The sequence below is a fragment of the Rhodococcus erythropolis NBRC 15567 genome (assembly GCF_001552595.1).
GTDB lineage: Bacteria > Actinomycetota > Actinomycetes > Mycobacteriales > Mycobacteriaceae > Rhodococcus_F > Rhodococcus_F erythropolis.
Map to the genome: position 1 here is coordinate 34360 of NZ_BCRM01000010.1, position 24541 is coordinate 58900.

The following is a 24541-nucleotide window of genomic DNA, read 5'->3' on the forward strand; positions in this document are numbered from 1 at the left end:
TCGCTCAGTCCTGCCGAACCGGCGCGTTCGCGGCGAACTTGCGGACTTCGGCGTCCTGCCACACGTGGGCGGGCACGCCGCCGCCGAGTAGCTCGCGCGCGAGCGCGGGTTGCCCGCCGATCGGTACGTCGCTGCCCGCGATGATCATGTTGCCGTAGCGACGGCCCTTGAGCATCGCGGGATCGGCGATGATCGCCATGTGTTCGAACTGCGCACCGATCGTTGCGGCTTCACTGCGCGCGCCCTGAAGATCCGGGGTGTCGCCGCAGTTGACGATGTAGATACCGCCCGGTGCCAGCACGCGTCGTACGTGGGTGGTGAATTGCGCTGTTGTCAGCGGAGTCGGAGTTGTGTTGCCGGCAAAGACATCTCGAATCACGACGTCTCGGGTGGACTCGGTGAGAGTTTCGGTGACGGCGCGGGCTTCACCGACACGAATGCGCAGCAGCGGTGCGCGCGGTAGGTCGAACCAATCGCGCACCAGTTCGGCCAGGGCGCCGTCGATTTCGACAACCACCTGACGCGCGTCGGGGTAAGTGGCGGCGAAGTACCTGGCCATGGAGCAGGCTCCGCCGCCGAGATGCAGAACCCGCAGACGCTCGGTCTTGTCACGTTCGGAATCGACCAGATGCGCGATCCACCGCATGTACTCGAAATCGAGCACCGTCGGATCTGCGACGTTCACGTGGGAACTGGGCACTCCGTTGATCTGGATGATCCAGCTGTCGTCGGAGTACTGGTCGCGGACAAGTTCGCACGTCCCGGTATCGATCGGAAAAGTACCGGCGACGGGACCGGACTCGCCTCGCTCGGGAGTACCGCTGCGAGTTCTTGTCTTGCGAGTTCCCTTGGCCACTGTGTTGATACTAGCCGTGCGCGTTTCCGGTAACGCCGAGTACCAAAAAGGCGCACGGACCGGCGGTATTCTCGAGTAGTTTCAGGCACACTCGTAGGTGGAGTGTGATCGGCGACACAAATGCCGGCGCGTTCTTTCGTCGTCCGTGCATCACGAAGAATTTCGAGGAGTGCAGGTGAAGGTCAAGGCAGCGGTAGTCAAGGCGCCAGGTCAGGCATGGGAGATCGAAGAGGTCGAGCTGGGGGACCCGGTCTCGGGTGAGGTACAGGTCCGACTCGCCGCATCGGGGCTGTGCCATTCGGACGAACATTTGCGTACGGGCGCCAGCCCGCTGCCCTCCTACCCGGCCTTGGGCGGGCACGAAGGCGCCGGAGTGGTGACGAAGGTCGGCCCGGGTGTCGCGAGCGTCGAAGAAGGCGACCACGTGGTTCTCGCCTTCATCCCGGCGTGCGGACGTTGTCCGTCTTGCGCGAAGGGTCTGCAGAACATCTGCGACGAGGGAGCCGGCCTGTTGACCGGGCAGGCGATCTCCGACAAGACGTACCGCGTCACCCTCAACGACGAGCCGGTCATCCAGATGTGCCTGCTCGGAACATTTTCGCCGTACGTGACCGTCAACGAGGCGTCGGTGATCAAGATCGAGAAGGACATCCCGCTCGACAAGGCGGCCTTGCTCGGCTGCGGTGTTGCCACCGGTTGGGGATCGGCCACCGCGATCGGTGGAGCCAAGGTCGGTGACACGGTGGTGGTCGTCGGCGTCGGCGGCGTCGGAATCAACTCGGTGCAGGGTGCGGCGTCAGCCGGAGCACGATTTGTGATCGCGATCGATCCCGTCGAGTTCAAGCGCGACAAGGCAAAGGAATTCGGCGCCACACACACGTTTGCCTCCCTCGAGGAAGCGCTACCGGTGATCGGCGAGATCACCTGGGGCAAGATGGCCGACGTCACCGTGATCACCGTGGGCGAGATTCACGGCGACATCATTCAGCCCGCGCTCAGCGCGACGGGCAAGGGCGGGCAGGTCGTGGTCGTCGGAATGGGGCACTACGCGGATTCGCAGGTGACGCTCAGCCTCTTCGAGCTGACCCTTCTACAGAAGCGTTTGCAGGGAGCCATCTTCGGCGGGGTAGGACCACGGTCCCAGATTCCCAAGTTGCTCGATCACTACCGAAGCGGCGCACTCAAACTCGACGAGTTGGTGACCAAGACCTACAAGCTCGAGGAGATCAACGAGGGTTACGCCGACATGCTCGAGGGAAAGAACCTGCGCGGAATGATCGTCTACACGGAGGACGATTACTGATCGTTCCCCCTCTGACTGAAGGGTCCGGCCCGACACCACACTTCGTGGTGTCGGGCCGGAGTCTTCTGCCCCCATGCAGATTTCTGTCGATCGATGAGTCGACTGCCCCCGTAGTGGGCACTCGCAGAGTGAGGAAACCGGGCGCCGCGTCCAGACCTCAGTCCACGACTCGACAGAGAAGAGCAGAACATGCCCTACATCACCACTTCCGACGGAACCGAGATCTACTACACCGAGCACGGCGTCGGCCGGCCGATCGTCCTCAGCCACGGGTGGCCGCTGAGTTCTGACGCGTGGCAGGTCGAGATGAAGCTGTTCGCCGACGCCGGATACCGGACCATCGCGCACGATCGTCGAGGGCACGGTCGCTCGTCGAAGACGTACACCGGCAACGACATGGATACATATGCCAAGGACCTGGCTGAGCTGATCGACACGCTCGACCTGAAAGACCTGATCGTGGTAGGCCATTCGACCGGCGGCGGGGAAGTGGTCCGCTACGCGGCGCAGCACGGCAGGGGGCGCGTGGACAAGGTGATCACCGCCGGCGCCGTTCCGCCGATCATGGTCAAGTCGGACGGCAACCCCGAAGGCACACCGATCGAGGTGTTCGACGGCATTCGTGAGGGAGTTCTGCGAGATCGATCGCAGTTCTACAAGGATCTCAGCGAGAGCTTCTACGGCGCGAACCGCGAAGGGTCCGACGTCTCGCAAGGGGCGAAGGACGACTTCTGGCGACAGGGGATGTTGGTCAACCTCGCCGCGGCCTACGACTGCGTCAAGGCATTCTCGGAGACCGATCAGACCTCCGATCTCGAAGCCATCGACGTTCCGTTCCTCATCGCTCAGGGCGACGACGATCAGATCGTGCCGATCGGCGCAGCGGCGGAGAAGGCGATCAAGCTGGTGAAGAAGGGCACGCTGAAGGTATATCCGGGCGCACCGCACGGAATTTACGGCTCGTATCAGCAGACCCTGGACCGGGACATCCTTGCCTTCATCGAGGACTGACGTCAGCGATTCGGAAGGATAAGAGTCGAAAGGATCAAAGGCCATGTCCACACACGTTGCCTCGCTGCGCGATGGTCCCAGTGTCTTCGAGAACGAACTCGGATCGATCCCGCAACTCGACACGAGTTCGTTGCCGATCCTGTCCGGTCTGTCGATCAAACGAATTGTTCTCGGCCCCGGCGCGATCCGCGAACCACAATGGAACGTCAACGCGAACCAGATCGCCTACGTCACCAGCGGAACCGTGCTCGTCTCGATGTTGGGCAATGCCGACGAATTCGCCAGTTTCGTGGTGCGAACGGGGCAGATGTATCACGTCGAATCCGGCGCGATTTATCACATCGAGAATGTCGGAGGGGCGGAGGCGGAGATCATCGCTGCCCTGCGTACTTCACTCCCGCAGCACTTTTCGTTGCAGAGTAGCGTCAGCGCAATGTCGAACGCGGTGCTCGGCAATACCTACGACCTCGCCGCGTCAGCATTCGACGTCTTCGGTAGGGCCGATGCGTCCCAGATAGTTCGGCGGGACGGCGCCGCCGTCGTTCCCGATACCGCCGGCTTTCCCAACGCGCATCTCTTCGATCTCGACGGCCAGATCGCGCCTCTCGCATACCCGTACGGACAGGCGAAAGTGGCGCGCAAGCAGTATTGGGCGGCGCTGGAGGATCTTTCGATGTACTCGTTGACTATTCGCGAGAGTGGAATGCGTGAGCCACACTGGCATCCCGTCACTGCCGAAATGGGATACGTGCATCGTGGTCACGGGCGGATGACGGTCCTCGATCCGGACGGTTCGCTCGACACCTACCTACTGGAGCCCGGTCAGGTGTATTTCGTTCCGCGTGCCTATCCCCATCACATCGAGGTTTTAGGTGACGAGGACATCAACTTCCTCATCTTCTTCGACCAGCCGACGCCGGGCGACATAGGCTACCGTGCAACGGCTTCCGCGTTCTCGCGCGGCGTTCTCTCGGCCTCGTTCGGTGTTCCGGAACGCGATCTGCCGCAATTTCCTTTCACGCCGGTCGATCCGCTCATTGTCTCGCGTAACAATCCGATCGACCGCCAGCACTGACCGGCAAGGACGCCCATCATGACCGACTCGCTGATCGTGACCGATCACGGTACGACGCTCGACTTCACGTACGACGATGCTCTGCGCTATCACGGGCCGCAGGCACCGGGAGGCGTGGCGCATGCCTACAAAGTCCTCGAGCGCGCACTCGGTGTGCTCGGCGGGGAAGGCTCCGTCGAGCGTCGCGAGTTGGTCGTCACCACTGCACACGGCGGACCAGGAGTGCGCGACGCGTTCGAGTTGGTCACGCGCGCAGTGACCGAAGGGCGGTACACCGTCGACAGTTCCCTGGCCCGGCCTGAACGAGGAAATACGCTCGCACTGTATGTCTTTCGGGTCGGCTATCGCGGCGCGAGCGCCACGCTGACTGTTCGGGAGGGATTTGTCGTCGACGAGTTGATCACTCTCTCCCGCCAGACTGACCGGACAGCCGAAGACGAGTCACGGCTGACAGTGCTCAAACAGGAGATGGCGGACCGAGTGATGTCGAGCCCGGCCGAGAGCGTGTACGACGTCGAGATCGGCACGCTCCCCGCCTGACTGACGGCGGCGTAGGCGTCAGTGTGCAGAACTCGGGGCTGTCTGAAGTCAGCGGCTGGCGAACATCCTTATCCGCTGGTCGCGACTGCGCTCGAGATGGTTGCGCATGTGGCCACGCGCGGACGATTCGTCCCTGGCGCGGATGGCGTTCAGGATCTCTTGATGTTCCGAATTGAGCAGGTCCGGTTCGCCGTAGTTCGACGGCGGGCCGCTGTCGTAGATTCGCAATTGGGTGGTGAGGCGGATCAGCAGTGAGGTGATCGTGGAATTGTGGGCGGCCTGCCAGAGGGCCTCGTGAAACTTGAAGTTCCCGGAACGCGCCTTGGTGCCTTCGGTTGCAGTGCAGCAGAACTCGTGTAATCCGTCCAGGCGAGCAAGGTCGAGATCGCTGTGGCGTAGTGCCGCGGCGCCTGCCGCTTCCGATTCGAGGGCTACCCGCGCCGCGTAGATCTCGATGACGTCCTCGGGTGTGCCGGAACGGACACGAAAACCGCGAGCGGCTCGTTCGAGTAGTCCGTCGTGTGCGAGCCAGTTGAGTGCTTCCCGGATCGGGGTGCGGGATGCGCCGTACGATTCGCACAATTGAGTCTCGTGCAGCGGAGCGCCCTGGGGGAACTTGCCTGCCAGGATGTCGGCTCGCAGGCGCAGGTACTGCCGCGAGGTCTGATCGGACCGGCCGAGCGCAGCCTCCGGCACCAGCAGATCGGTGGTGCTCGTATCGGCGTCGAGATCCATGTGTCCCCATTCCTGTGCATGCAAGTAGAGCGCGTTCGATTATGCCATCGACGACGAGTGAGTACTTGCGTATACGCTAGTACTCATTTAGGTTCGTGCTTGTTCGTTTCCGAGGGAGAGGGTCCGAAGTGGCTGGAGAGACCGCGTCGCCGCTGGTGAGTGCCGTTGAACTCGACGCGATGCTGCGTGAGGGAGGCGTCGCCGTGCTCGACGCGACGGTTCATTTTCCTCCCGCGCGATTTGACGGCGACTACCGCCCGGAATCCGGGTACGGCGGCTGGGTCTCCTCGCACATCCCGGGTTCGCGACATGTCGACCTCATGGACGTCTTCTCCGAAAGGGAAGCGGCGCTGCATTTCACACGCCCGTCAACGGAGCAGTTGGTTTCCGATCTCCACTCCAGTGGTATCGAGCCGGGCGCGACAATCGTGATCTACGACCAGGGATCGACCACCTGGGCATCACGGCTCTGGTGGGTGTTTCGCAACGCCGGCATCGAAGCAAGAGTTCTCGACGGTGGCCTCGCCGAATGGACTCGACGCGGCTTCGCGCTCGCGAGCGGCGACGACGAAACCCACACGTCGGCGTCGACGCGTTGGAGCGTGACGGATCTGGGTCTGTGGGTCGATTTACCTCGCGTTGCGTCGCTGTCCAGCGGACGCGAAGCCGGAACGCTGGTGTGCGCTCTCGCGCCTGAGCAGTACGAGGGAACCGAGAAGACGCGATACTCGCGACGCGGACACATTCCGTCAAGCGTGAATCTGTCCGCGAAGAGTCTTCTCGACTCCGACTCCCGGATGCTTCCGGTCGAAGAAGTTTTGTCGAAATCGGCCGACGTTCTACCAACCGCCACCGGCCCTGTCGTGATCTATTGCGGTGGCGGAGTTTCGGCGTGTTTGACCGCACTTGCGCTGATCCGCAGCGGCTACGCGGACGTCAAAGTCTACGACGGTTCGTTAGAGGAATGGACTGCAGATCCGGTTTTGCCGATGGTTGTCGGCAGTGAGCCCGGTGGCGCGAATCCGGATGTGCGATGTCCGCGGTCCTGAATCGCCGCAGTCCCCAAATACCTCCCGTCCTGAAGGAATTCTCATGTCTGACACTGTCTCTGTCGAAACCGTCGCGTCGGCGATCGACGCACTCCGCGATCAGGTACCGCTCGTCCAGTCGCTGACGAACATCGTTTCGGCGAACTTCTTGACCAATGTTCTGCTCGCTGCCGGCGCAAGCAACGCTCACATCGACAATGTTCATGAAGCGGGTGGGTTCGCTGCCGTTGCCGGGGGAGTGCTCGTCAACCTCGGAACGCCGGACGACGGGACAGCCGAAGCCTTCCTGATAGCCGCCGAAGCGGCCCGAACTGCGGGTACGCCATGGGTTTTGGATCCAGTCGGTGTAGGCGGACTACCCTGGCGGAGCGGTATCGCTGTGGATCTGCTGCGCTTTCACCCCAGCGCCATCCGCGGGAACGCATCGGAGATCATCGCTCTGGCCGGACTCGGCGGTGACACCCGCGGCGTCGACAGTGCCTCCGACTCCGCCGACGCAGTGCCCGCCGCTCTGTCACTTCTGAAGCATGCGGATGCCGTGTCGGCATCAGGCCCGGTCGACTACATCGTCGGCCGCGATGGTGGCGGCGACGTTCGGGGCATCCGAGTCTCCGGTGGCAGCGCTCTGTTGCCGCGCGTGACCAGTACCGGTTGCTCTCTGGGAGGCCTGGTCGCTGCCTACCTCGCCGTTACGCCGACCGCGCTGGACGGATTGGTTGCCGCGCATACGCACGTTGCCGTGGCATCGGAGATCGCCGAGGAAAATGCCTCAGGTCCTGGTTCTTTCGCGGTCGCGTACCTCGACGCGCTCTACACCGTGAATGCGGACACCATCCGCTCACGTGCCCGAATCGAATCGTTCGACCTGCCGGCTGGAGTGCAGAACTGATGGGCGTCAAGACATTTTGGTATCTCACCCAGGCCGACGGGGACTACCCGTGGAGCCCCGGTGGGCTGTTCCCCGTGGACGGGGCCAGGCAGATCGAGCTCGCGAAGACCATCGACGACGGCGGATTCGAAGGTGCGCTTGTTGCCACCTGGCCGAACGATCCGTTCATTTCGGCGACGTGGGCGGCAGCGCACACCACGCGCATGAAGTTCCTTGTCGCCGTCTACGCGAACATGACGCCGGCGCGACTGCTGGCGGAGAAGGCATTGACTTTCGACGCCTTCAGCGGTGGCCGACTGTTGATCAACTCGGTCAACGGACGCGAAAACATCCTGACCAAGTACGACATGAACGTGCCCCACGACGAGCGTTACGAGTTGGGGGAGCAGTACTGGGCGGACTTCCGCCGCATCTACGCCGAAGGCACGGAGTCGAACTTTCCCAACACACCACTGCGTATCGATGCGCCCGCTGGGCATCAGGTTCCGCTGTGGGGTACCGGTGATTCGCCTGCAGGCCTGGCGAATTCAGGCAAGGTGCTCGACACCTATCTGGCGATGTTGCGCGAGACTTCGTTCATCGAAGACAAATTCTCTGCCGCACGGGCGGCGGCGGAGGCAGCCGGGCGCGAGTTCACCGACTTCGGTGCGCTGACCGGGGTGATCGTTCGCCCCACCAAGGCGCAGGCGCACGACCGGTTCCGTTCGTTGTTCGAGAAGACGGGCGTCGAGCAGATCGCTCATGTCTTGGACAACGCAGTGCGTCGTCGTACTCAGGGGAAGCAAGACCTCAAGACTTTCACCGCTCGCGACGCACAGCGGCAGGGCTGGGCGGACAAGATTGCTTCCGGCCGACTTCCGGAACCGGAGGAGTTGTACGTCGGTGACGGGCTGTACGCGGGTATCACAGCGTGGTCGCCTCTCGACATCTTCGGCACCGGGTCATCGGCGGTGTACTACGTCGGCGATCCGGATTCGATCACGGACTCGGTACGCACGCTTCGCGGCCGAACCGGTTTGACTGCACTGATCCTGGCAGGTTGGCCGCTGATCGAGGAAGCGAAGTGGGTTGCAGAGCATCTTGTTCCGCGATTCGACGAACTCAGCTGACTTCGCGCCGCAAGACAGTGGTACCGAGACCCAAAGCGTCGCGGAGAAATGCTGCGGCAGTGCCGATTTCATCGGCAGTGCATCCGAGAAGGATCTTGACTTCCACGTCCTTCTTGTCGATGTCGGCAATAACGGCCACGGCAACAACGCCGTTGCCGACGGCCGAGCCTCGGAACAGATCGATCCCGTCGCCGTCCGCGCTGACGGTCCCGTCGAGATAGCCGTAATCGAGCGGATAAATCGCAGCGGGGTAACGCGGGTGTGCCGACCCTCGGGGGCGATCGATCACGACAGTTGACGTGGCAGCCAGGTGATCGAGGGCGGAGAACAGGTCTTCGCTCATCGTTATCGCTGCTCGCGCAGTAGCTGAGTCGGTGTCAGGCCTGTCAGCGCTCGCGTATCGCGCGCGAGGTGGGCTTGGTCGGCGTAGCCGGCGCGACCGGCCAGCGACGACAGCGTGAGATTTGCATCGCGGCTGAGAGTCAACACGTCCTGGATACGTTGCACTTTCTGAATCATTTTGGGGGACAGCCCGATCGACGACGTGATCGAGCGTCGAAAATGACGTTCGGAAACACCGAGGTCTGCGGCGATCTCTCGTATCGGAGTCGAAGGGGAGCAGATGAGCGCGGAGTAACCACGCTCGATTCCGTGGTCGGGTTCCAGTCCGCGCCACAACTGGCCCAGTAGGTGAGCGTCGACTGCCTCGTGGCTAAGGGCGTCGGCAAGTACCCGCGCTTGTCTGGAAGTGAGGATGTCGTCGAAGGCGATCTTCGAATCCTGCACCGCGTCGGCCGCTGTGCCGAGCAGGCTCCGCAGAGCCGGCGGATTGATCCGGATGCCCCACATGGTTGTACCGGCGGCGACCGAAACCAGATCGGCACCGGTTGCGGGTCCGACGAGCCACGACTTTCCGGTGCTGTCGACGATGAAGTCTGCGCAGAGATCGGGAAGAATCCGCTTTGCTTCTGTGGGCGCATGGGGGTCAGTAGTGCTTTTCCACGCGCAACTGAAGAGGCCGGCCGAACCGGTGATCCGAGTCTCGACATAGGTGTGGCCGTTTTGTTCAAGACTCGACGCTACCGTCCGACTACCGTCAAGAGCGAGGGTGTCAGTGCCGGTCATCAGATCATCGTCACACACTCGCCGATCACTTCTCGACCCGAAACAGGAGAAATACCGTGTCCGTCTCTCCGAGACTCGATCTCGTCGGAATCGTCACCAACGATCTCGCGCGTTCCCTCGCGTTCTACCGAACCCTCGGGCTCGACATTCCGGAAACACCCGCTGACGCTCCACACGTGGAGTTCACTTTCGACAGTGGGCTTCGGCTGGCCTGGGACGCGCTGTCCACCATCGCGAGCTTCGATCCTGACTTCGTTGTCGGGGAAGGTCGACACCCCGTCGCTTTGGCCTTCGATTTCGGGACACCCGCTGCAGTCGACGAGGCGTATCAGCGCATCACAGCCGACTTCCCCGGACACAAAGAGCCATTTGATGCCGTGTGGGGCCAGCGCTACGCCGTTCTTCTCGATCCCGATGGCAATACCGTGGATCTCTTTGCCGCGCTCTGATTTCGAACGACGCAGGCCCCGACCGAAATTCGGTCGGGGCCTGCGATTGTCGGTGATCGAGTCGTTGTCAGTTCACCAAGCGTTGAGGGTGTCGAGGATCTGGCCTCGGGCCTTCCACAGTTCCGCGCCCCAGTACGGCCACGAGTGAGTGCCGTTGGCGGGGAAGCTGTACGTTGCCGGAATTCCCAGGGAGTTCATGCGCAGCTGGAATGCCCGTGAGTTCATCAGGGCAAGGGCTTCGAGGCCGATGGCGCTACCGGTATTCACGAAGTCGACGGGACGACGCGGTTGATCGAACTGCCCGGGTAGGCCGCTCGCGGCGGAGATGTACAGAGAGAGCCCAGCCAGCTCGGGTGCAAACACGAAGGGGTCGTTGCGGAGCCAAGCGGGGTTCCATGGCGGTCCCCACATGGCATCGACATTGAAGGACCCTGCGCTGACCATGGCCACGCGGATTGCTTCACGCATGCCGGGAGCTGAGATGTTGAGGTATCCCGAGAGCGATCCGGCGAACTTGAACTGATCGCGGTGATAGGCGGCGAGCGTCAGTGCCGCGCTGCCACCCATGGACAATCCGAGCACACCGTTGTTGGTTCGGGAGACGCCGCGCGATTCCAGATATGCGGGAAGTTCCTGGGTGAGGAAGGTTTCCCATTTGTACGTGACCGGCTGGCGATTCAAATTGCTGTTCGCATACCAGTCCGAGTAAAAGCTGGACTGCCCGCCGACCGGCATGACCAGGGTGACGTTGTCGCCGCGATACTGCTCGAGAGCGTTGGTCTCGAAACTCCATGCGTTTCGGTCGTCGCGTGCTCGTAGACCGTCGAGAAGATAGAGCGCCGCGTTGCCGCCGCGCGAAGCCCACTGGATCTGAACCTTGATCGGCCCCATCGAGGAGTCGACGAACACTTCCTCGTATCCACCGGCCGGGGCGGTGCGCGCGGGCGCTGCGGTCGCTACTGATCCGCTGATCAGGCCTGCGGTCAGGGGGAGTGCGAGTGCTGTCGCGGCGAGGCCGAGGATCCGACGCTTGATTCGTTTCGAAATGCGGTTTCTCGAAATATCCGGGTTCGAAATATCTGGGTTCTTCGCCAAATCTGTGTGAGCCTCGTGCATGTATTACTCCCGCCCCAAAGGTGCTTGCACACCGAAATCCGACCGAGCCCCCCGAGGCACGGAATTCCTGATGACACTAAGTGGTCTGTATTGACGTCGACGGCTCCGTTACCGTTTCGTTATCAAACTGGTCTGATTCAGGTAGTGCCGTCATGCGTCGTCGACCGGAGGTTGCGCGTCGATTTGCCACCCTCCACGAATCAGGTGTTCACGTACCCGGGCGACGTCCGATTCGTGCGGAATATCGTCGGTGACCTTGGTGATGAGGACGCCGATGTCGATCGGATCGACTGGAACCGGAAAGTCGGCGACGAGATCGTCGGCAAGAACGGCGATCTCGTCGTCGGACAGCTGTCGCCGGAGCAGGGCCATCAAAGGGACGTAGTCCTGCTCCGGCACGCCGTTCGGATACCCGGCACGCAGCCAGCCGAGTATCGAAGCCAGAAGTGGTGGAAGACTCAACGAATCGAGCTTCAGTCGTTGTCGAGATCAGCGAGGGGCCACCCGGCGGCGGCCAGGACGGAGGCAACGCGCGCGATGTCCTCGTCCGAGGGAGTCTGGCTCGTGAGATCGGCGATCTGAGCGCTGATCTCGTCGCTCGAGATCACCTGGTCGCTGTTGACGTCGCTCAGTTCTGCGAGTGCAGCGCCGATGGCAATGTCTCGAATTTGCGCGTCCGAGAGCTTGCGTCGTAGCAATGCGACCAGCGGAATGCGGTCCTTGGGCGGTATGCCTTCGGGGTAGCCGGCGCGAAGCCATTCCAGAATGGACTGAGGAAGGGATGGAGTCGGTGCAGTCACGGTGATGTCTTTCCGCTCGTGAGGGCGCAAGGGATCAGAAGATCTCGATGCCGAATGTGTGGCTGAGGAAGCCCTGCATGATGAAGAGGATTCCGGTGACGATTGCGATGAGCACTACCGCGAAGCACACCACTGCGCCTGCCACGGCCAACGGACTGCGAGCCGCGACGGCAGTGCTCCCGCCGCCACTGCCACGTTGCCCGGCATCGAGGGACTTCAGGCCGATTGCGAAGATCGCCGGAAGTCCGGCGCCAAGCAAGAGGCCGACAAGTACGACCTGCCAGAGCGAGTCGACGGTGTTTTTCAAGATATCCATGTCGATTCCCTCTTTCAGGCTTTGACGTCGGTGGTGACGCGGGCGTCCGGACCGGGGACCTCTGCAGGCACCAGGCCGCCGTCCCACTCGGCGTTGACGTTGCTCGGATCGATGGGCTCCTTGCGGGAGCGCAGATACATCCAACCGGCCAATGCGATGAGCACAGCGAAGACGACCAGGACACCGGGCAGGCCGCCGACGATGTTGGCCAGTCCCCAGCACAGAGCGCCGACGATCGCAGCGGACGGGAGAGTGATCAACCAGGCGACCGCCATGCGTCCGGCGACGCCCCAACGAACCTCGGCGCCCTTGCGTCCCAGACCGGTTCCCATGATGGAACCCGTCGCCACATGGGTGGTCGAGAGTGGAAGACCGAGGTGGCTGGAGGTGAGAATGATGGCAGCAGAAGATGCTTCGGCCGCCATGCCCTGCGGCGCGGCGATCTCGACCAGGCCCTTGCCGAGTGTGCGGATGACTCGCCACCCGCCGAGGTAGGTTCCGGCAGCGATCGCGAGTGCGCAGGTGAGCTTGACCCAGAACGGCATGTCCGCGTCGGCGGAGATGGTTCCATGGGCGACCAAGGCGAGGAAGATGACGCCCATTGTCTTCTGAGCGTCGTTGGTGCCGTGGGCGAGGGAAACGAGTGAAGCCGAACCGATTTGGCCGAGTCGGAAACCCTTGTCCTTGGTTTCCTCTCCGACGTTGGAGGTGATGCGGTAGATGAGCCAGGTTCCGGCCGCTGCAACCAAGCCGGCTACGACGGGAGCGAGAACTGCGGGGATGACAACCTTGCTGAGCACGCCGCTCCAGGCGACACCGCTCATTCCGAGGGACGCGATGGCGGCGCCGATCAGGCCGCCGAACAGTGCGTGTGAGGAACTCGAGGGGATGCCGAGCAACCACGTTGCCAGGTTCCAGATGATGCCGCCGACAAGGCCGGCGAAGACGATGGTGAGCAGCGCTTGGCCACCCACATTTCCGAGGTTCACCACGCCCTTGGCCACGGTGGCAGCAACCTCTACCGAGAGGAAAGCTCCAACCAGGTTCAAGGAAGCAGACAGAGCGACTGCCACCTTGGGCTTGAGGGCGCCGGTTGCAATCGACGTGGCCATAGCGTTGCCAGTGTCATGAAAACCGTTGGTGAAGTCGAACCCCAGAGCGGTTACGACGACGACGAGGAGAACGATGAGTTCCGCATTCACGAGAAGTCATGTTCCAACACCTGCGGGCCACAAATCGACCTGAGACGTGGTCGTTCCGCGACATTTCCATCACTCGGCACCTGTTGTTCATCTTCGTCCGGATAATTGTCCGTTTCGAAACGCGTGAGGCATAGAAAATTCATTCGTGTGCATGGTCGTGGAGTTTGTGGAGGCATACGCCAATTGCCGGACGGACGTATCGGGTTCTGGACTTCCTCGAAATCGGGTAAGGCCAAGCGGCTGCGGAACAACCCACGCGTCACCGTCGTGCCGTGCAACAACCACGGAAAGGTTGCCGACGGCTCTTCGCCGGTTGCCGGGACCGCTCAGTTGGTGAGCGGTGGAGCTGAATTCGACGAGATCCGCAGCAAAGTGAAAGCGAAATACGTTGTGATGGTGCCTATTTCGAAATTATTCAACACCCGCGGTCACATCGGCAATGGTCCGTTCCCGTACGGCGACAACGGCGTGATCATTTCCGTCGATGCGTAGTCGGGATTGCGCAGCGGAGTAGCCTGAAAGTATGGAACCCACGACCGGGCGCCTCTGCCTGACGGTTCCACGAATCCTCCGTTAAGGAGCCTCGTCATGGCGCACATCAGCACTCTCGACTATGCAATGGAAGCGCCGCAGCGCCATGTCGGGCAACCTTTCCCGTCGCCGACGCGGACTCCGCGGTTCCTGCTTCGTGGTCAAGGCGCCGTCAAGGCATCGGTAGACGGCGCGTGGTTCCCATGGACCACCAACGTCACGGCGGAGCTTCACGATCTGATATCCGCACTTTCGCTGAGGTTGGGGCCGATCGCGCGGGTTGCGTTCGACTGGAACACGATCAGCAGCGCGCAGCGTCGTATCGACGAGGTCGACGGACTGGAAGTGCGGGGTCCGTACCCTGGCCAGCCTCACGATTTGATGTATCTCGACGACATCTATGGTCGTCAACTCGTTCTGATGATGATTCCGCCGTACACGGATCCGGACCGTGCGTACGAGATCATGCGGCGGTTGGTTGATCCTGGCCGTAGCGAAACCTATCGGGTGCAGTGAGATCTTTCTGACGTGCGGGGTCGAATCTTTCGATTCCTGAACATGCGTCCAGTTTGTCTGGTTTGATGGTTCTCGTAACCACAATCTCAGGCGCATTCCTTCAGGTCAGCGCTTGGGCGCGGCAGCTTGACTCCCTGCCGTGTCGTCGGTCCGGCATGTCCACCACCCTCCCACTGTGCGTGAGCGCCGGATCGAATGAAGCCCCGCCCTCCCCACGGGGGTGGGGCTTCTACTTTGTACGGGCTGACCGGCGTTCGCATCGCCGAATCCGCCGGGTCGTTCGGAAGTTCGGGACGCCCTGGTCCGTAGCATCGCCACTGTGAACATTTCTCTACTCGGTGCGGCGGGGCTTCAGGACTGCGCCGACAGTGGAATGGACTGTATGGACGGATTTGGGGCGTTCGTTCTTCTGTACGTCGGCGGATTCATTCTCACCTTGATATGGATTTCCCTGTGCCTTGTCGGAACGGCCGATGTGGTTTCCGTGTCCCGGCGAATCGGTGTGTGGCGAGCAGTCGCCTTCTTTTTCGGCATTTGGCTTGTGCCCATCGCCGGGTTGAGTGCATGGCTTGTTTTCCGACGCTCTCGTTGATTCTCGAAAGTGGAGCCGGAGAGGTAGACGCGTTTCCGGAACCCGTTAACTTGTTGGATCAGAGGCGATTTGAAAATGTGGCGAGAGGCTCTTGTCGATGCAGCAGGCGACAACGTCCATCCAGGCCATGCCGGAACTGGTTGGGCCTGGGCCAACTGGCAGTGGGTGGTCGGGACCGCCCGCTACGGCCGAGTGGATCTGCTCGGCATCGACGAACTCGGTTACATGGAACTCGACAAACGAGGCGCCGAGCTGCTTTTTCAGGTGTTGACCGAACGGGAGGAAAAGAACTCCGTCGCCATCGCCTCCAACGCGTCGTTCTCCGGCTGGACGACAATGTTCACCGACCCACGACCTTGCGCCGACATCGTGGATCGGCTCACCTTGCGGCGGCAACATCATCGAAACCGCCACCGACTCTTACCGACTCGTCCACATCCGAGCTCAGCAATCCGCTTGATACACACAAGGTGGGTCCGGATCACGCCCCCTATCGGACTTGAATGAGACTGACATTTTCACTGAGACCCGCACCTAGCCTTGAAACTATGTGGCATCCTGCCGCTCCAGCCAGTTCAAGATCGCTTGGTTGGTCTCTTCGGGTCTTTCTTGCTGGATCCAGTGACCGCAGTCGAGATTGACTACTTCCACATTGGGCACGAACTCTGTCAGGTTCTCAGCTCTCGCGATCGCGTCACGGTCGCCGTAGATCATAAGTGCGGGCTGTTGGATAATCGGGTCCACCTCCGCCAGCAAATGCCAGTTGCGGTCAAGGTTCCTGTACCAGTTCACATTGCCCGTGAATCCTGTCGATTCGAAGGCGGAGACGAAAACGGCCAATTCGCTATCGCTCATCAGAGGCTCACCGAGTGGTGTCTCTGCTCTGGCGAGATCGATCAGTGCCATACCCGGCTGAGGCTCCCTGAGGGGTTCGTTCTTCCGGTACAGGTTGCGGAGGAACCGGAAGGTGTTGTCTTCGAACACCGCGTCCGCGACGCCCGGCTGTCGATTGAAATGGACGAAGTAGAAATCACCGCCGAGCACGGCTTCCATGAACTCAATCCAGGGCTGCTCTCCGCGATCCTGGTAGGGCAGGCTCAGGTTGATCACTTTGTTTACCCGGTCCGGGTGCAACAGGGTCAGGCCCCACACGACAAAGGCACCCCAATCGTGACCGACAAAGGTGGCATCTTCGTAGCCGTAGTGATCGAGAAGTGCGATGAGATCACCCGCCAAATGTTCAATGTCATAGTCCGTCACTTCGGTCGGACGTGATGAATTGCCGTAGCCGCGTTGGTTCGGGACGATGACGTGGTAGCCCGCCTCGACAAGGGCGGGCACCTGGTATCGCCAGGAATAGGCGTGCTCTGGCCATCCGTGACACAACACGATGGGTTTCCCGGCATTGTGTCGCCCTGCCTCGAAGACTTCGAGTTCCACGCCGTTGACTTGGATGAGGACGGGCCTGGGGAAGTCGGATGGATTCACGGATGCTCCTTTGAGTTGAGTACCGATCTCGTGTCTGGATCGACCGGTTGCTCCGACGTTAGGGAGCATCGTGGACACATAAAGTCCTAGATCGCTGGCAATCTGAAGAAATGCGGAACGATCCCACAGGCCGAGCACTGCAATTGCTCTCGCTCCTTCAGACCCATCGCTTCTGGCACTGTGCCGAACTTGCCGCACGACTCGATGTCACGCAGCGGACGGTGCGCCGCGACATCGATCGGCTACGCGACCTCGGTTATCCGGTCGATTCCACGTCCGGAAAGTACGGGGGCTACCGACTTGCAACGGGGGCGCACGTGCCGCCCCTGATCCTCGACGATGACGAGTCCGTGGCGGTAGCCGTCGGACTGCGCTACGCCGCCGAGGCCGCCATCGGAGGCATCGAAGAAACATCGCTGCGCGCGCTGACCAAGATCGAAGCACTCCTGCCCCATCGACTACGCCGACGTGTGTCGGCACTGCATTCGAGCGTCAGTTCCATGCGGCGGGCAGAGGACGACATCGTCGACCCCGAAGCGCTCAGTGTGCTCGCTGCGGCATGTCGCGACCACGAGCACGTTCGTTTCGACTACCGGCGAGGTGATGGCGAGAGCAGCAGACGGCTCGTCGAGCCGCACCGCCTTGTCACGGCGGGACGTCGTTGGTATCTCGTAGCATGGGACCACCATCGTTCGGATTGGCGAACATTTCGACTGGACCGGCTCTCGGAGCCCTGGCTGGCAGGCAGTCATTTCACGCCACGCGAGATCCCGGGCGGTGACGCGGCAGGCTTCGTCGCGAGATCAGTCGGCTCGCCACCCCGTCACCACGATGCAAAACTCGCCATCGAAGCCACGTTCGCCGACCTCGACGGCGTACTCAGATGGATTGACCACACACCGATCGAGGTGGCAGCGGACCGCTGCCTTGTCGAGATCCGCAGCGAAGATCTCGGCAGGCTCGCCATGACGGTTGCGCGCATTGCGCTCACCGCCCCAGTGGTCGTCATCGAACCAACCGAGCTTGCCGACACCGTCAGTCGGCTCGCCCTTCACCTCAGAGTCTCGCCACCATGACAGTCAGAAGAGGATTGTGCGACAAGACCATTCATGTCCAGGTTGCCGCAGGGGCGTGTTCCCTGCGCAGGCCCCTCGTCTATCGAGACACGTATCCGTTTCCCTCTGAGCTTGGAGAGTAAGTGACCAATTCGAAATCATCGCCACCGGCTTCCGTCCACCCCCCGACGTGGAAGTTCGACTACCCGATCATCCACGCCGAGACTCGGGAACAGTGGCGAACTTGGCTGACGGACAATCACACGTCAGGCCGAGGTGTGTGGTTGTGCTCTTGGCGCACCACCACCAGCCGACCACGCTGCCCCTACCCTCAGGCCGTTGAGGAAGCCATCTGCTTTGGTTGGATCGATTCCACCAACACCATCTTCGACGAAGAGCGCAATTTGCAACTGTTCACGCCGCGTAGACGCAAGAGTTCCTGGACCCGACTCAACCGCGAACGCGCAGCGGATATGGAGGCGCGTGGCCTCATGACCGCTGCTGGTCGTGGTGCCATTGCTGCCGCGAAATCCACTGGTTGGTGGACGATTCTCGACCAAGTCGAAGACCTCGAGGAACCATCTGACTTGCAGCCGGCGCTGGACCTGGACCCGCAAGCTCGAAGCAACTGGGACAGTTTTCCGCCCAGCGCCCGCAAACAGATGCTGTGGTGGATAGTCTGTGCCGCTCGAGACGCAACACGGGCAGGTCGAATCACCCATATCGTCAACAATGCGGCCATCGGCGAACGTGCTCGCGGCTGATCCGCGATTCGACCGCGTCCGGTATGAAGGCCGGTCATCATCTGTCCGAGGGGTTTCCCTCGGACCGAAACAAGTCCACCCGCCCCGCAGAAGCGGGACGGGTGGACTCGGTACTCGCAGGTCTGACTTACGTCAGGATGCGGATCACACGTCGTAGTAGAGCTCGAACTCGTACGGGTGCGGACGCAGGTTGACCGGAGCGATTTCCTGCTCGCGCTTGAGCGAGATCCAGGTCTCGATCAGGTCGGTGGTGAAGACGCCACCCTCGGTCAGGTACTCGTGATCGGCTTCGAGGCGGTTGATGACCGTCTCGAGGCTGGTCGGAGCCTGCGGGATGTTGCGAGCCTCCTCCGGGGGAAGCTCGTAGAGGTCCTTGTCGACCGGAGCCATCGGCTCGATCTTGTTCTTGATGCCGTCCAGGCCGGCCATCATCTGTGCAGCGAAGTTGAGGTACGGGTTACCCGAGGAGTCGGGTGCGCGGAACTCGAGACGCTTTGCTTTCGGGTTGTTGCCCGTGATCGGGATACGGACAGCTGCCGAGCGGTTGCGCTGGCTGTACACGAGGTTGATGGGGGCTTCGTAGCCCGGCACCAGACGGTGGTACGAGTTGATCGTCGGGTTGGTGAAGGCCAACAGCGACGGAGCGTGGTGCAGGATGCCGCCGATGTAGTGGCGAGCCATGTCCGAGAGGCCCGCGTAGCCGGACTCGTCGTGGAAGAGGGGCTTGCCGTCCTTCCACAGGGACTGGTGGACGTGCATGCCCGAGCCGTTGTCACCGAAGAGCGGCTTCGGCATGAAGGTCGCGGACTTGCCGTGCTGCCAGCAGGTGTTCTTGACGATGTACTTGAACAGCTGCAGGTCGTCAGCAGCTGCGAGCAGCGTGTTGAACTTGTAGTTGATCTCCTGCTGTCCGCCGGTGCCGACCTCGTGGTGGCCGCGCTCGAGCTCGAAGCCCGCGTTGGTCAGGTTGGTGGAGATTTCGTCGCGCAGGTCCACGTAGTGGTCGTACGGAGCGACGGGGAAGTAGCCGCCCTTGGCGCGAACCTTGTAGCCGAGGTTCGGGGAGCCGTCGGCGTTGGTCTCTGCGCCGGTGTTCCAGGAACCGGAGATGGAATCCAGCTCGTAGAAAGCGGAGTTCATGCCGGAGTCGTAGCGAACCGAGTCGAAGATGTAGAACTCGGCCTCGGCGCCGAAGAATGCGGTGTCCGCGATGCCGGTGCTGACCAAGTACTCCTCGGCCTTGCGGGCAACGTTGCGCGGGTCGCGGCTGTAGGACTCACGGGTGAACGGGTCGTGCACGAAGAAGTTGATGTTGAGGGTCTTCGCCTTGCGGAAGGGGTCGATCTGCGCCGTGGTGACGTCGGGAAGCAACATCATGTCGGACTCGTGGATCGACTGGAATCCGCGGACCGAAGATCCGTCGAATGCGAGGCCGTCCTCGAACACGTCCTGGTTGAAAGCAGACGCCGGGATCGAGAAGTGCTGCTGGACGCCGGGCAGGTCGCTGAACCGAATGTCGACGTACTCGATGTTCTCGTCCGCGATGTACTTGATGACCTCTTCGGCCGTGGTGAACGCCACGCTTGTGCTCCTTAAGTCGCTTCAGCCAAGTGATGTCGGTTGAATCCGTCGAGGCAGACGGTAGGGAGCTGGTGTTGCCCGCTCGTCAACCCTTTGTTTCGGCAGTGTTACGCGTCGCAGCATCCTGGGGATTTCCGAAGTCCATGTGACCGGCCACACAGTTAAAACCCGGCAAATCTGGACTACGGTGCTGCGACGCCTATCCTGGACAGCATGGCACGTATCACCGGAACTTGGCTCTCTGGGCCGCAAGCAGCTTTGCCGAAGAGCACGGACGGCCGTGAGCAGTCGTACCGTGGCGAGTTCCTCGGTTTCCCTCAGGAGGGGCCGGGTTCGCTGGTCGGTTCGGGCCGTCGTATCGCCGCACTGTTGGTGGATTGGGTCATGGCCGTGGGAGTGGCCTCGCTCATCACCGGAGACTTCTTCGACGGTATGACCTCGACTGTCACACTGATGGTGTGGTTCGCCGTCGGTGTCGTCACCGTGGCGCTGTTCAACTTCACCCCGGGGCAGTTCGTCCTCGGACTTCAGGTTGCGCGAATCGAAGGCCCGATCCGTGTGGGCTTCGTGCGCGCGTTGGGGCGTCAGGCGCTGCTGGTGTTCGTCATTCCCGCGACCATCACCGACATCGACGGTCGCGGTATGCAGGACCGCGCGACCGGCACTTTGCTCGTGAAGTCGCGCTGACACAAACTTCTCGAACGAAGAAAGACCCGGGTCCGTATGGGCCCGGGTCTTTCGTTTTGCTGTGGGGGGAGTGTCAGCGACGACGAATGGTTCGCTGCATTCCCTTCATCTTCGCGCCTCCGGGCATCGGGCCCTTGGGAAGCGCTGCTCCGCCGCCGCGTGCGCTGAGCGCAGCGAGGCGACCTTCGATGTTGTCCATGCGCTTGGTGTCGATGTTGCGGGGCAACTTGTTCAAGTAGCGCTGGAGCTGCGAGAGCGGAACCTGGCCCTCGTCGTTGCCGATGATGATGTCGTAGATCGGGGTGTCGCCGATGAGGCGGGCAGTCTTCTTCTTCTCCTGCGCGAGGAGGCCCTTGACGCGTTGCGGCGAACCCTCGGCGACGAGGATGACACCCGGCCGTCCGACGACGCGGTGAACGGCATCGAGCTGGGTGGTGCCGGCGACGGCATTCGTGACGCGCCACGCGCCCTGCATGTTGTCGAGCGCCCACGCAGCGGCACCGGCCTGGCCTTCAGCCTTCTTGTACACCGATTTCTGGACGCGGCGACCGAAGATGATGAAGGCGCCGAGGAGACCGAGAACGATGCCGATCGGCAGCAGGAACCACTGAAGGCCCCAGATGAGACCGACCAGGAAGAAGACCAGAGCAGCACCGACGAGGGTGCCGATCATCAGCGGCAGGAGGAGCTTGTCGTCCTTGCGCTGCATCTGGAATGCCTGCCAGAGCTGAGTTCTACGTTCCTTGGAAGCCTGCTTGCGGGCAGCCTTCGCTGCAGCCTTTGCCTCTTTGGTGGGTTTGCCCTTACCGGATTTGCTGCCGTTCGCCATGTACCCAGGATACGTCCATTGCTGTGCGCCTTTACTAACCGCCCGCGGTTAATAAAGGCGCACAGCAAAAAGTGGATCAGCGATTCAGGCGCGCCATGAGTGAGCTGGCTTCCTGGGAAGCGTCTCCGCCCTCGGTCAGATGACGCTGCGCCTCGGGAAGTTCACGGCCGTGATGTGCCATGGCCTGCGCATACAGGCGGCCGGCGCGGTACGACGAGCGAACCAACGGACCGGCCATGACGCCGGCGAAGCCCATCTCTTCTGCAGCCTTGGAGTGTGCGACGAACTCCTCAGGCTTGACCCACCGCTCGACGGGGTGGTGCCGGGGCGAGGGGCGCAGGTACTGGGTGATGGTGAGGATGTCGCAACCGGCGGCGTGGAGATCTGCCATCGCCTCGGTGACCTCTTCAGGGGTTTCGCCCATACCGAGGATCAGGTTGGACTTGGTGACCAGTCCGTAGTCGCGTGCTGCGGTGATGACGTCGAGGCTGCGCTGGTACCGGAATGCCGGACGGATCCGCTTGAAGATGCGGGGGACGGTCTCGAGGTTGTGTGCGAGTACCTCGGGGCGTGAGGCGAAGACCTCGTCGAGCAGTTCCGGCTTGCCGTTGAAGTCCGGCACCAGGTTCTCGACGCCGGTGCCCGGGTTGAGTTCGTGGATCTTGCGGACGGTCTCGGCGTAGAGCCAGGCGCCTCCGTCGGGGAGGTCGTCGCGGGCGACGCCGGTGATCGTGGAGTACCGAAGCCCCATGGCCTGAACGCTTTCCGCGACGCGACGGGGCTCGTCGCGGTCGAGGGCTTCGGGCTTGCCGGTGTCGATCTGGCAGAAGTCGCAGCGGCGTGTGCACTGCTCGCCGCCGATCAGGAACGTGGCTTCGCGGTCTTCCCAGCACTCGTAGATGTTGGGGCAGCCTGCTTCCTCGCAGACGGTGTGCAAACCTTCGCGCTTGACCAGGCCCTTGAGCTCCGTGTACTCGGGGCCCATCTTTGCGCGGGTCTTGATCCAGTTGGGTTTGCGTTCGATGGGCGTCTCCGCGTTTCGGATCTCGAGACGGAGCAGCTTACGTCCTTCTGGGGCGATAGTCACGACAGTGATCCTACGCCCGGTGATTACTGCAACGGGGTTCGGGCGAGCCCGTCAGCTGTACTGAACGGTAGTAAAAGTCGGAGTAGGCGAGGCGCTTTCGAAGGTGACGCGCTCGACGTTCCGTTCGGTGACGGGCATGGTTCCGTCGAGAGCAGCGATCACTGCCTCGGTCACAGCGGGAGTGACTTCGTCCACGGTGACGTCGCGACCGAGTTCATCCGACAGCGTCGTCACCCCGGCGTCACGGATGCCGCAGGGAATGATGTTGTCGAATCCGGTCAGGACCGAATTGCAGTTCAGGGAGAAGCCGTGCAGTGCCACGCCCCGTTGGACGCGCACGCCGATGGCAGAAACCTTGCGCTCGGGCTTCCATTGCCCGTTTGCGAGTTCGGCGGGCAGCCAGACGCCGGAGCGGCCGTCGATGCGCCCGCAGTTCAGCCCGAGGTCCGTGCACACCGTGATCAGTGCTTCCTCGATGCGTCGGACATACCGCACCACGTCGATGGGCTCGGCCAGTTTCACGATCGGATATCCGACCAGCTGGCCGGGGCCGTGCCAGGTGATCTTCCCGCCGCGGTCGACGTCGATGACAGGTGTGCCGTCGACGGGACGGTCTTCGGTTTCCGTGCGTCGTCCTGCCGTGTACACCGGAGGGTGTTCGAGGAGCAGTAGGGTGTCCGGTCCGATGTCGTCGGCCCGCGCTGCCGCGAGCTCACGCTGGCGGTCCCACGCGGCGTTGTAGTCGATCAAACCGAGTTGCTCGACGGCGATCGGCAGTTTCGAGAACCGGGCGGAAACGTCAGCGCTGCTCATGGACGTAGAGATTACGCCCGACTTCGGAATCATCCGAGTGCGGCCGCCAGCGCTTCCCCGATCGTGTTGTGGCGGAAGGAGAATCCCGCCTTTTCCAAGGCCGCGGGAATGGCGCGCTGGCCACCGAGGATGCCGCTCTTGGCGAATTCTCCGATCAACGCTTCAAGTGCGAACCCGGGAACGATCCAGGGAGCCGGTCGGTGGACCGCACGGGACATGGCGTCGTTGAACTGGGCGTTGGTGACAGGTGCCGGACCGGTCAGGTTGACGGGACCGGAGAGTTCGGAATTCGTGAGCGCGAACTTGATCGCGTCGCACTCGTCCTCGAGTGAGATCCACGGAAAGTACTGGCGACCGTTGCCCAGTCGCCCACCGAGACCGAACGAATATAGGCGCCGAAGCCGACCAAGCATGCCGCCGTGGGGTGAAATCACGACGCCCGAGCGCAGATTGACCACGCGGGCTCCCGCCTTGCGTGCGGGCTCGGTGGCAATTTCCCAATCGAGACACGTCGTGGCGAGAAAGTCGGTGCCCGCCGGCGAATCCTCGTCGACGATCTTGTCGCCGGTGTCGCCGTAGTAGCCGACGGCGCTCGCGTTGGCGAGTACGGGAACCTTCTGACTTGCGACAGCTTCGGCCAGGACATCGGTCGCGACGATGCGGCTGTCACGGATCGCCTGCTTGTAGGAACCCGACCACCGTTTGTCGCCGATGCCGACGCCGCAGAGGTTCACGACGGCGTCAGCGCCCTGTAGGACGGAGAGGTCCAGACGGTCCTGGTCCGGGTCCCAACGCGATTCGTCGGGTCCAGCGGTCGAGCGTCGCACGAGACGTACGACGTCGTGGTTGTCGGAGCGCAACGATGACACCAAGGCCGTTCCGATCAAACCGGACGAGCCGGCGATGACTACTCGCATTCGGAAAGCCTCCTTCGATTCAGCCTGCTTCGATATCCGACCGTGTATATCCGACCGTACTGAAAAAGCCGGGGCGCCACCTCCTGATGGAGATGACGCCCCGGCC

28 protein-coding genes and 1 pseudogene are annotated in these 24541 nt (G+C 62.1%); 14 read left to right on the plus strand and 15 right to left on the minus strand.

Annotated elements, in window-relative coordinates; genetic code table 11:
* Positions 1-4 precede the first annotated feature (4 nt).
* Positions 5-865 carry a spermidine synthase gene (locus RE4_RS15525; protein ID WP_029255610.1) on the minus strand — a complete coding sequence of 287 codons (861 nt, stop codon included), beginning with the start codon at positions 863-865 and terminating at the stop codon, positions 5-7.
* A gap of 166 nt (positions 866-1031) precedes the next feature.
* On the opposite strand from RE4_RS15525, the gene RE4_RS15530 reads away from it, so the two are divergent.
* The 4 genes from RE4_RS15530 (at position 1032) to RE4_RS15545 (ending at position 4785) form a co-directional block, all read left to right on the plus strand.
* Positions 1032-2159 carry an NDMA-dependent alcohol dehydrogenase gene (locus tag RE4_RS15530; protein WP_060938934.1) on the plus strand — a complete coding sequence of 376 codons (1128 nt, stop codon included), beginning with the start codon at positions 1032-1034 and terminating at the stop codon, positions 2157-2159.
* A 189-nt stretch (positions 2160-2348) separates the two neighbouring features.
* On the plus strand, positions 2349-3170 hold the full coding sequence (locus tag RE4_RS15535; protein WP_021344628.1) for an alpha/beta fold hydrolase: 822 nt from the start codon (positions 2349-2351) through the stop codon (positions 3168-3170).
* A gap of 43 nt (positions 3171-3213) precedes the next feature.
* Positions 3214-4245, plus strand: a complete 1032-nt coding sequence (locus RE4_RS15540; RefSeq protein WP_060938886.1) for a cupin domain-containing protein — start codon at positions 3214-3216, stop codon at positions 4243-4245.
* A gap of 18 nt (positions 4246-4263) precedes the next feature.
* On the plus strand, positions 4264-4785 hold the full coding sequence (locus tag RE4_RS15545) for a hypothetical protein (protein WP_021344626.1): 522 nt from the start codon (positions 4264-4266) through the stop codon (positions 4783-4785).
* A 48-nt stretch (positions 4786-4833) separates the two neighbouring features.
* On the opposite strand, the gene RE4_RS15550 is transcribed toward RE4_RS15545, so the two are convergent.
* Positions 4834-5520 carry a GntR family transcriptional regulator gene (locus RE4_RS15550; protein ID WP_060938935.1) on the minus strand — a complete coding sequence of 229 codons (687 nt, stop codon included), beginning with the start codon at positions 5518-5520 and terminating at the stop codon, positions 4834-4836.
* Between the two features lie 128 nt (positions 5521-5648).
* On the opposite strand from RE4_RS15550, the gene RE4_RS15555 reads away from it, so the two are divergent.
* Genes RE4_RS15555 through RE4_RS15565 form a run of 3 tightly spaced genes read left to right on the plus strand, consistent with a single transcriptional unit; the run spans position 5649 to position 8567 of the window.
* Positions 5649-6569 (plus strand): sulfurtransferase, encoded by a 921-nt coding sequence (locus tag RE4_RS15555; protein ID WP_081098372.1) that lies wholly within the window; start codon positions 5649-5651, stop codon positions 6567-6569.
* A gap of 43 nt (positions 6570-6612) precedes the next feature.
* Positions 6613-7458: a hydroxyethylthiazole kinase gene (gene thiM, locus RE4_RS15560; RefSeq protein ID WP_046378725.1), complete on the plus strand. Its 846-nt coding sequence runs from the start codon at positions 6613-6615 to the stop codon at positions 7456-7458.
* Positions 7458-8567: an LLM class flavin-dependent oxidoreductase gene (locus tag RE4_RS15565; RefSeq protein WP_020908129.1), complete on the plus strand. Its 1110-nt coding sequence runs from the start codon at positions 7458-7460 to the stop codon at positions 8565-8567. The genes thiM and RE4_RS15565 overlap by 1 nt, the downstream gene beginning before the upstream one ends.
* Here the strand turns inward: RE4_RS15565 and RE4_RS15570 are convergent.
* Both RE4_RS15570 and RE4_RS15575 read right to left on the minus strand, forming a co-directional pair.
* Positions 8560-8910 (minus strand): inorganic pyrophosphatase, encoded by a 351-nt coding sequence (locus RE4_RS15570; protein WP_060938887.1) that lies wholly within the window; start codon positions 8908-8910, stop codon positions 8560-8562. The two genes, RE4_RS15565 and RE4_RS15570, sit on opposite strands and share 8 nt — an antisense overlap.
* Before the next feature lie 2 nt (positions 8911-8912).
* On the minus strand, positions 8913-9692 hold the full coding sequence (locus RE4_RS15575) for a helix-turn-helix domain-containing protein (RefSeq protein ID WP_238076760.1): 780 nt from the start codon (positions 9690-9692) through the stop codon (positions 8913-8915).
* Positions 9693-9748: 56 nt separating this feature from the next.
* Between RE4_RS15575 and RE4_RS15580 the strand changes: the two genes are divergently transcribed.
* Positions 9749-10141, plus strand: coding sequence for a VOC family protein (locus tag RE4_RS15580; RefSeq protein ID WP_019748934.1), 393 nt, complete (start codon positions 9749-9751; stop codon positions 10139-10141).
* 72 nt (positions 10142-10213) lie between these two features.
* Here the strand turns inward: RE4_RS15580 and RE4_RS15585 are convergent, their stop codons facing one another.
* The 5 genes from RE4_RS15585 to RE4_RS15605 form a co-directional block, all read right to left on the minus strand.
* Positions 10214-11257, minus strand: a complete 1044-nt coding sequence (locus RE4_RS15585) for an alpha/beta hydrolase (protein WP_019748933.1) — start codon at positions 11255-11257, stop codon at positions 10214-10216.
* 150 nt (positions 11258-11407) lie between these two features.
* Complete coding sequence (locus RE4_RS15590) at positions 11408-11719, minus strand: DUF3349 domain-containing protein (RefSeq protein ID WP_021344618.1); 312 nt, start codon at positions 11717-11719, stop codon at positions 11408-11410.
* 11 nt (positions 11720-11730) lie between these two features.
* Positions 11731-12057: a DUF3349 domain-containing protein gene (locus tag RE4_RS15595; protein ID WP_020908123.1), complete on the minus strand. Its 327-nt coding sequence runs from the start codon at positions 12055-12057 to the stop codon at positions 11731-11733.
* A 34-nt stretch (positions 12058-12091) separates the two neighbouring features.
* Positions 12092-12373 (minus strand): hypothetical protein, encoded by a 282-nt coding sequence (locus RE4_RS15600; protein WP_003941641.1) that lies wholly within the window; start codon positions 12371-12373, stop codon positions 12092-12094.
* Positions 12374-12387: 14 nt separating this feature from the next.
* Complete coding sequence (locus RE4_RS15605; RefSeq protein ID WP_003941590.1) at positions 12388-13575, minus strand: inorganic phosphate transporter; 1188 nt, start codon at positions 13573-13575, stop codon at positions 12388-12390.
* Positions 13576-13758: 183 nt separating this feature from the next.
* On the opposite strand from RE4_RS15605, the gene RE4_RS15610 reads away from it, so the two are divergent.
* The 3 genes and pseudogenes from RE4_RS15610 to RE4_RS15625 all read left to right on the plus strand — a co-directional run.
* Positions 13759-14067, plus strand: a complete 309-nt coding sequence (locus RE4_RS15610; protein WP_060938889.1) for a PNPOx family protein — start codon at positions 13759-13761, stop codon at positions 14065-14067.
* Between the two features lie 96 nt (positions 14068-14163).
* A complete protein-coding gene (locus RE4_RS15615; protein WP_003941615.1) occupies positions 14164-14622 on the plus strand; it encodes a DUF5994 family protein in 459 nt (152 codons plus the stop codon).
* A 769-nt stretch (positions 14623-15391) separates the two neighbouring features.
* Positions 15392-15674 (plus strand): annotated as a pseudogene (locus RE4_RS15625) (ATP-binding protein); the annotation flags it as partial.
* Positions 15675-15760: 86 nt separating this feature from the next.
* On the opposite strand, the gene RE4_RS15630 reads toward RE4_RS15625, so the two are convergent.
* Entirely contained in the window at positions 15761-16702 is a 942-nt protein-coding gene (locus RE4_RS15630) for an alpha/beta fold hydrolase (RefSeq protein WP_060938937.1), read from the minus strand.
* 110 nt (positions 16703-16812) lie between these two features.
* Here RE4_RS15630 and RE4_RS15635 point away from each other — a divergent pair, with 110 nt between their 5' ends.
* Together RE4_RS15635 and RE4_RS15640 are read left to right on the plus strand one after the other, a co-directional pair.
* On the plus strand, positions 16813-17778 hold the full coding sequence (locus tag RE4_RS15635) for a helix-turn-helix transcriptional regulator (protein ID WP_060938891.1): 966 nt from the start codon (positions 16813-16815) through the stop codon (positions 17776-17778).
* 122 nt (positions 17779-17900) lie between these two features.
* On the plus strand, positions 17901-18521 hold the full coding sequence (locus RE4_RS15640; RefSeq protein ID WP_060938892.1) for a YdeI/OmpD-associated family protein: 621 nt from the start codon (positions 17901-17903) through the stop codon (positions 18519-18521).
* Between the two features lie 144 nt (positions 18522-18665).
* Here RE4_RS15640 and glnA read toward each other — a convergent pair whose 3' ends face one another.
* Complete coding sequence (glnA, locus tag RE4_RS15645; RefSeq protein ID WP_003941609.1) at positions 18666-20102, minus strand: type I glutamate--ammonia ligase; 1437 nt, start codon at positions 20100-20102, stop codon at positions 18666-18668.
* A gap of 213 nt (positions 20103-20315) precedes the next feature.
* Between glnA and RE4_RS15650 the strand changes: the two genes are divergently transcribed.
* The gene (locus tag RE4_RS15650; protein ID WP_019748923.1) at positions 20316-20789 is read left to right on the plus strand and encodes an RDD family protein; all 474 of its coding nucleotides are present in this window, start codon (positions 20316-20318) and stop codon (positions 20787-20789) included.
* Between the two features lie 73 nt (positions 20790-20862).
* Here the strand turns inward: RE4_RS15650 and RE4_RS15655 are convergent, their stop codons facing one another.
* The 4 genes from RE4_RS15655 to RE4_RS15670 form a co-directional block, all read right to left on the minus strand.
* On the minus strand, positions 20863-21618 hold the full coding sequence (locus tag RE4_RS15655; RefSeq protein ID WP_003941625.1) for a DUF4191 domain-containing protein: 756 nt from the start codon (positions 21616-21618) through the stop codon (positions 20863-20865).
* Between the two features lie 76 nt (positions 21619-21694).
* Entirely contained in the window at positions 21695-22705 is a 1011-nt protein-coding gene (gene lipA, locus RE4_RS15660; RefSeq protein ID WP_003941610.1) for a lipoyl synthase, read from the minus strand.
* A 51-nt stretch (positions 22706-22756) separates the two neighbouring features.
* A complete protein-coding gene (lipB, locus tag RE4_RS15665) occupies positions 22757-23518 on the minus strand; it encodes a lipoyl(octanoyl) transferase LipB (RefSeq protein ID WP_060938893.1) in 762 nt (253 codons plus the stop codon).
* Positions 23519-23547: 29 nt separating this feature from the next.
* The gene (locus tag RE4_RS15670; RefSeq protein ID WP_060938894.1) at positions 23548-24435 is read right to left on the minus strand and encodes a TIGR01777 family oxidoreductase; all 888 of its coding nucleotides are present in this window, start codon (positions 24433-24435) and stop codon (positions 23548-23550) included.
* Between the last annotated feature and the right edge of the window lie 106 nt (positions 24436-24541).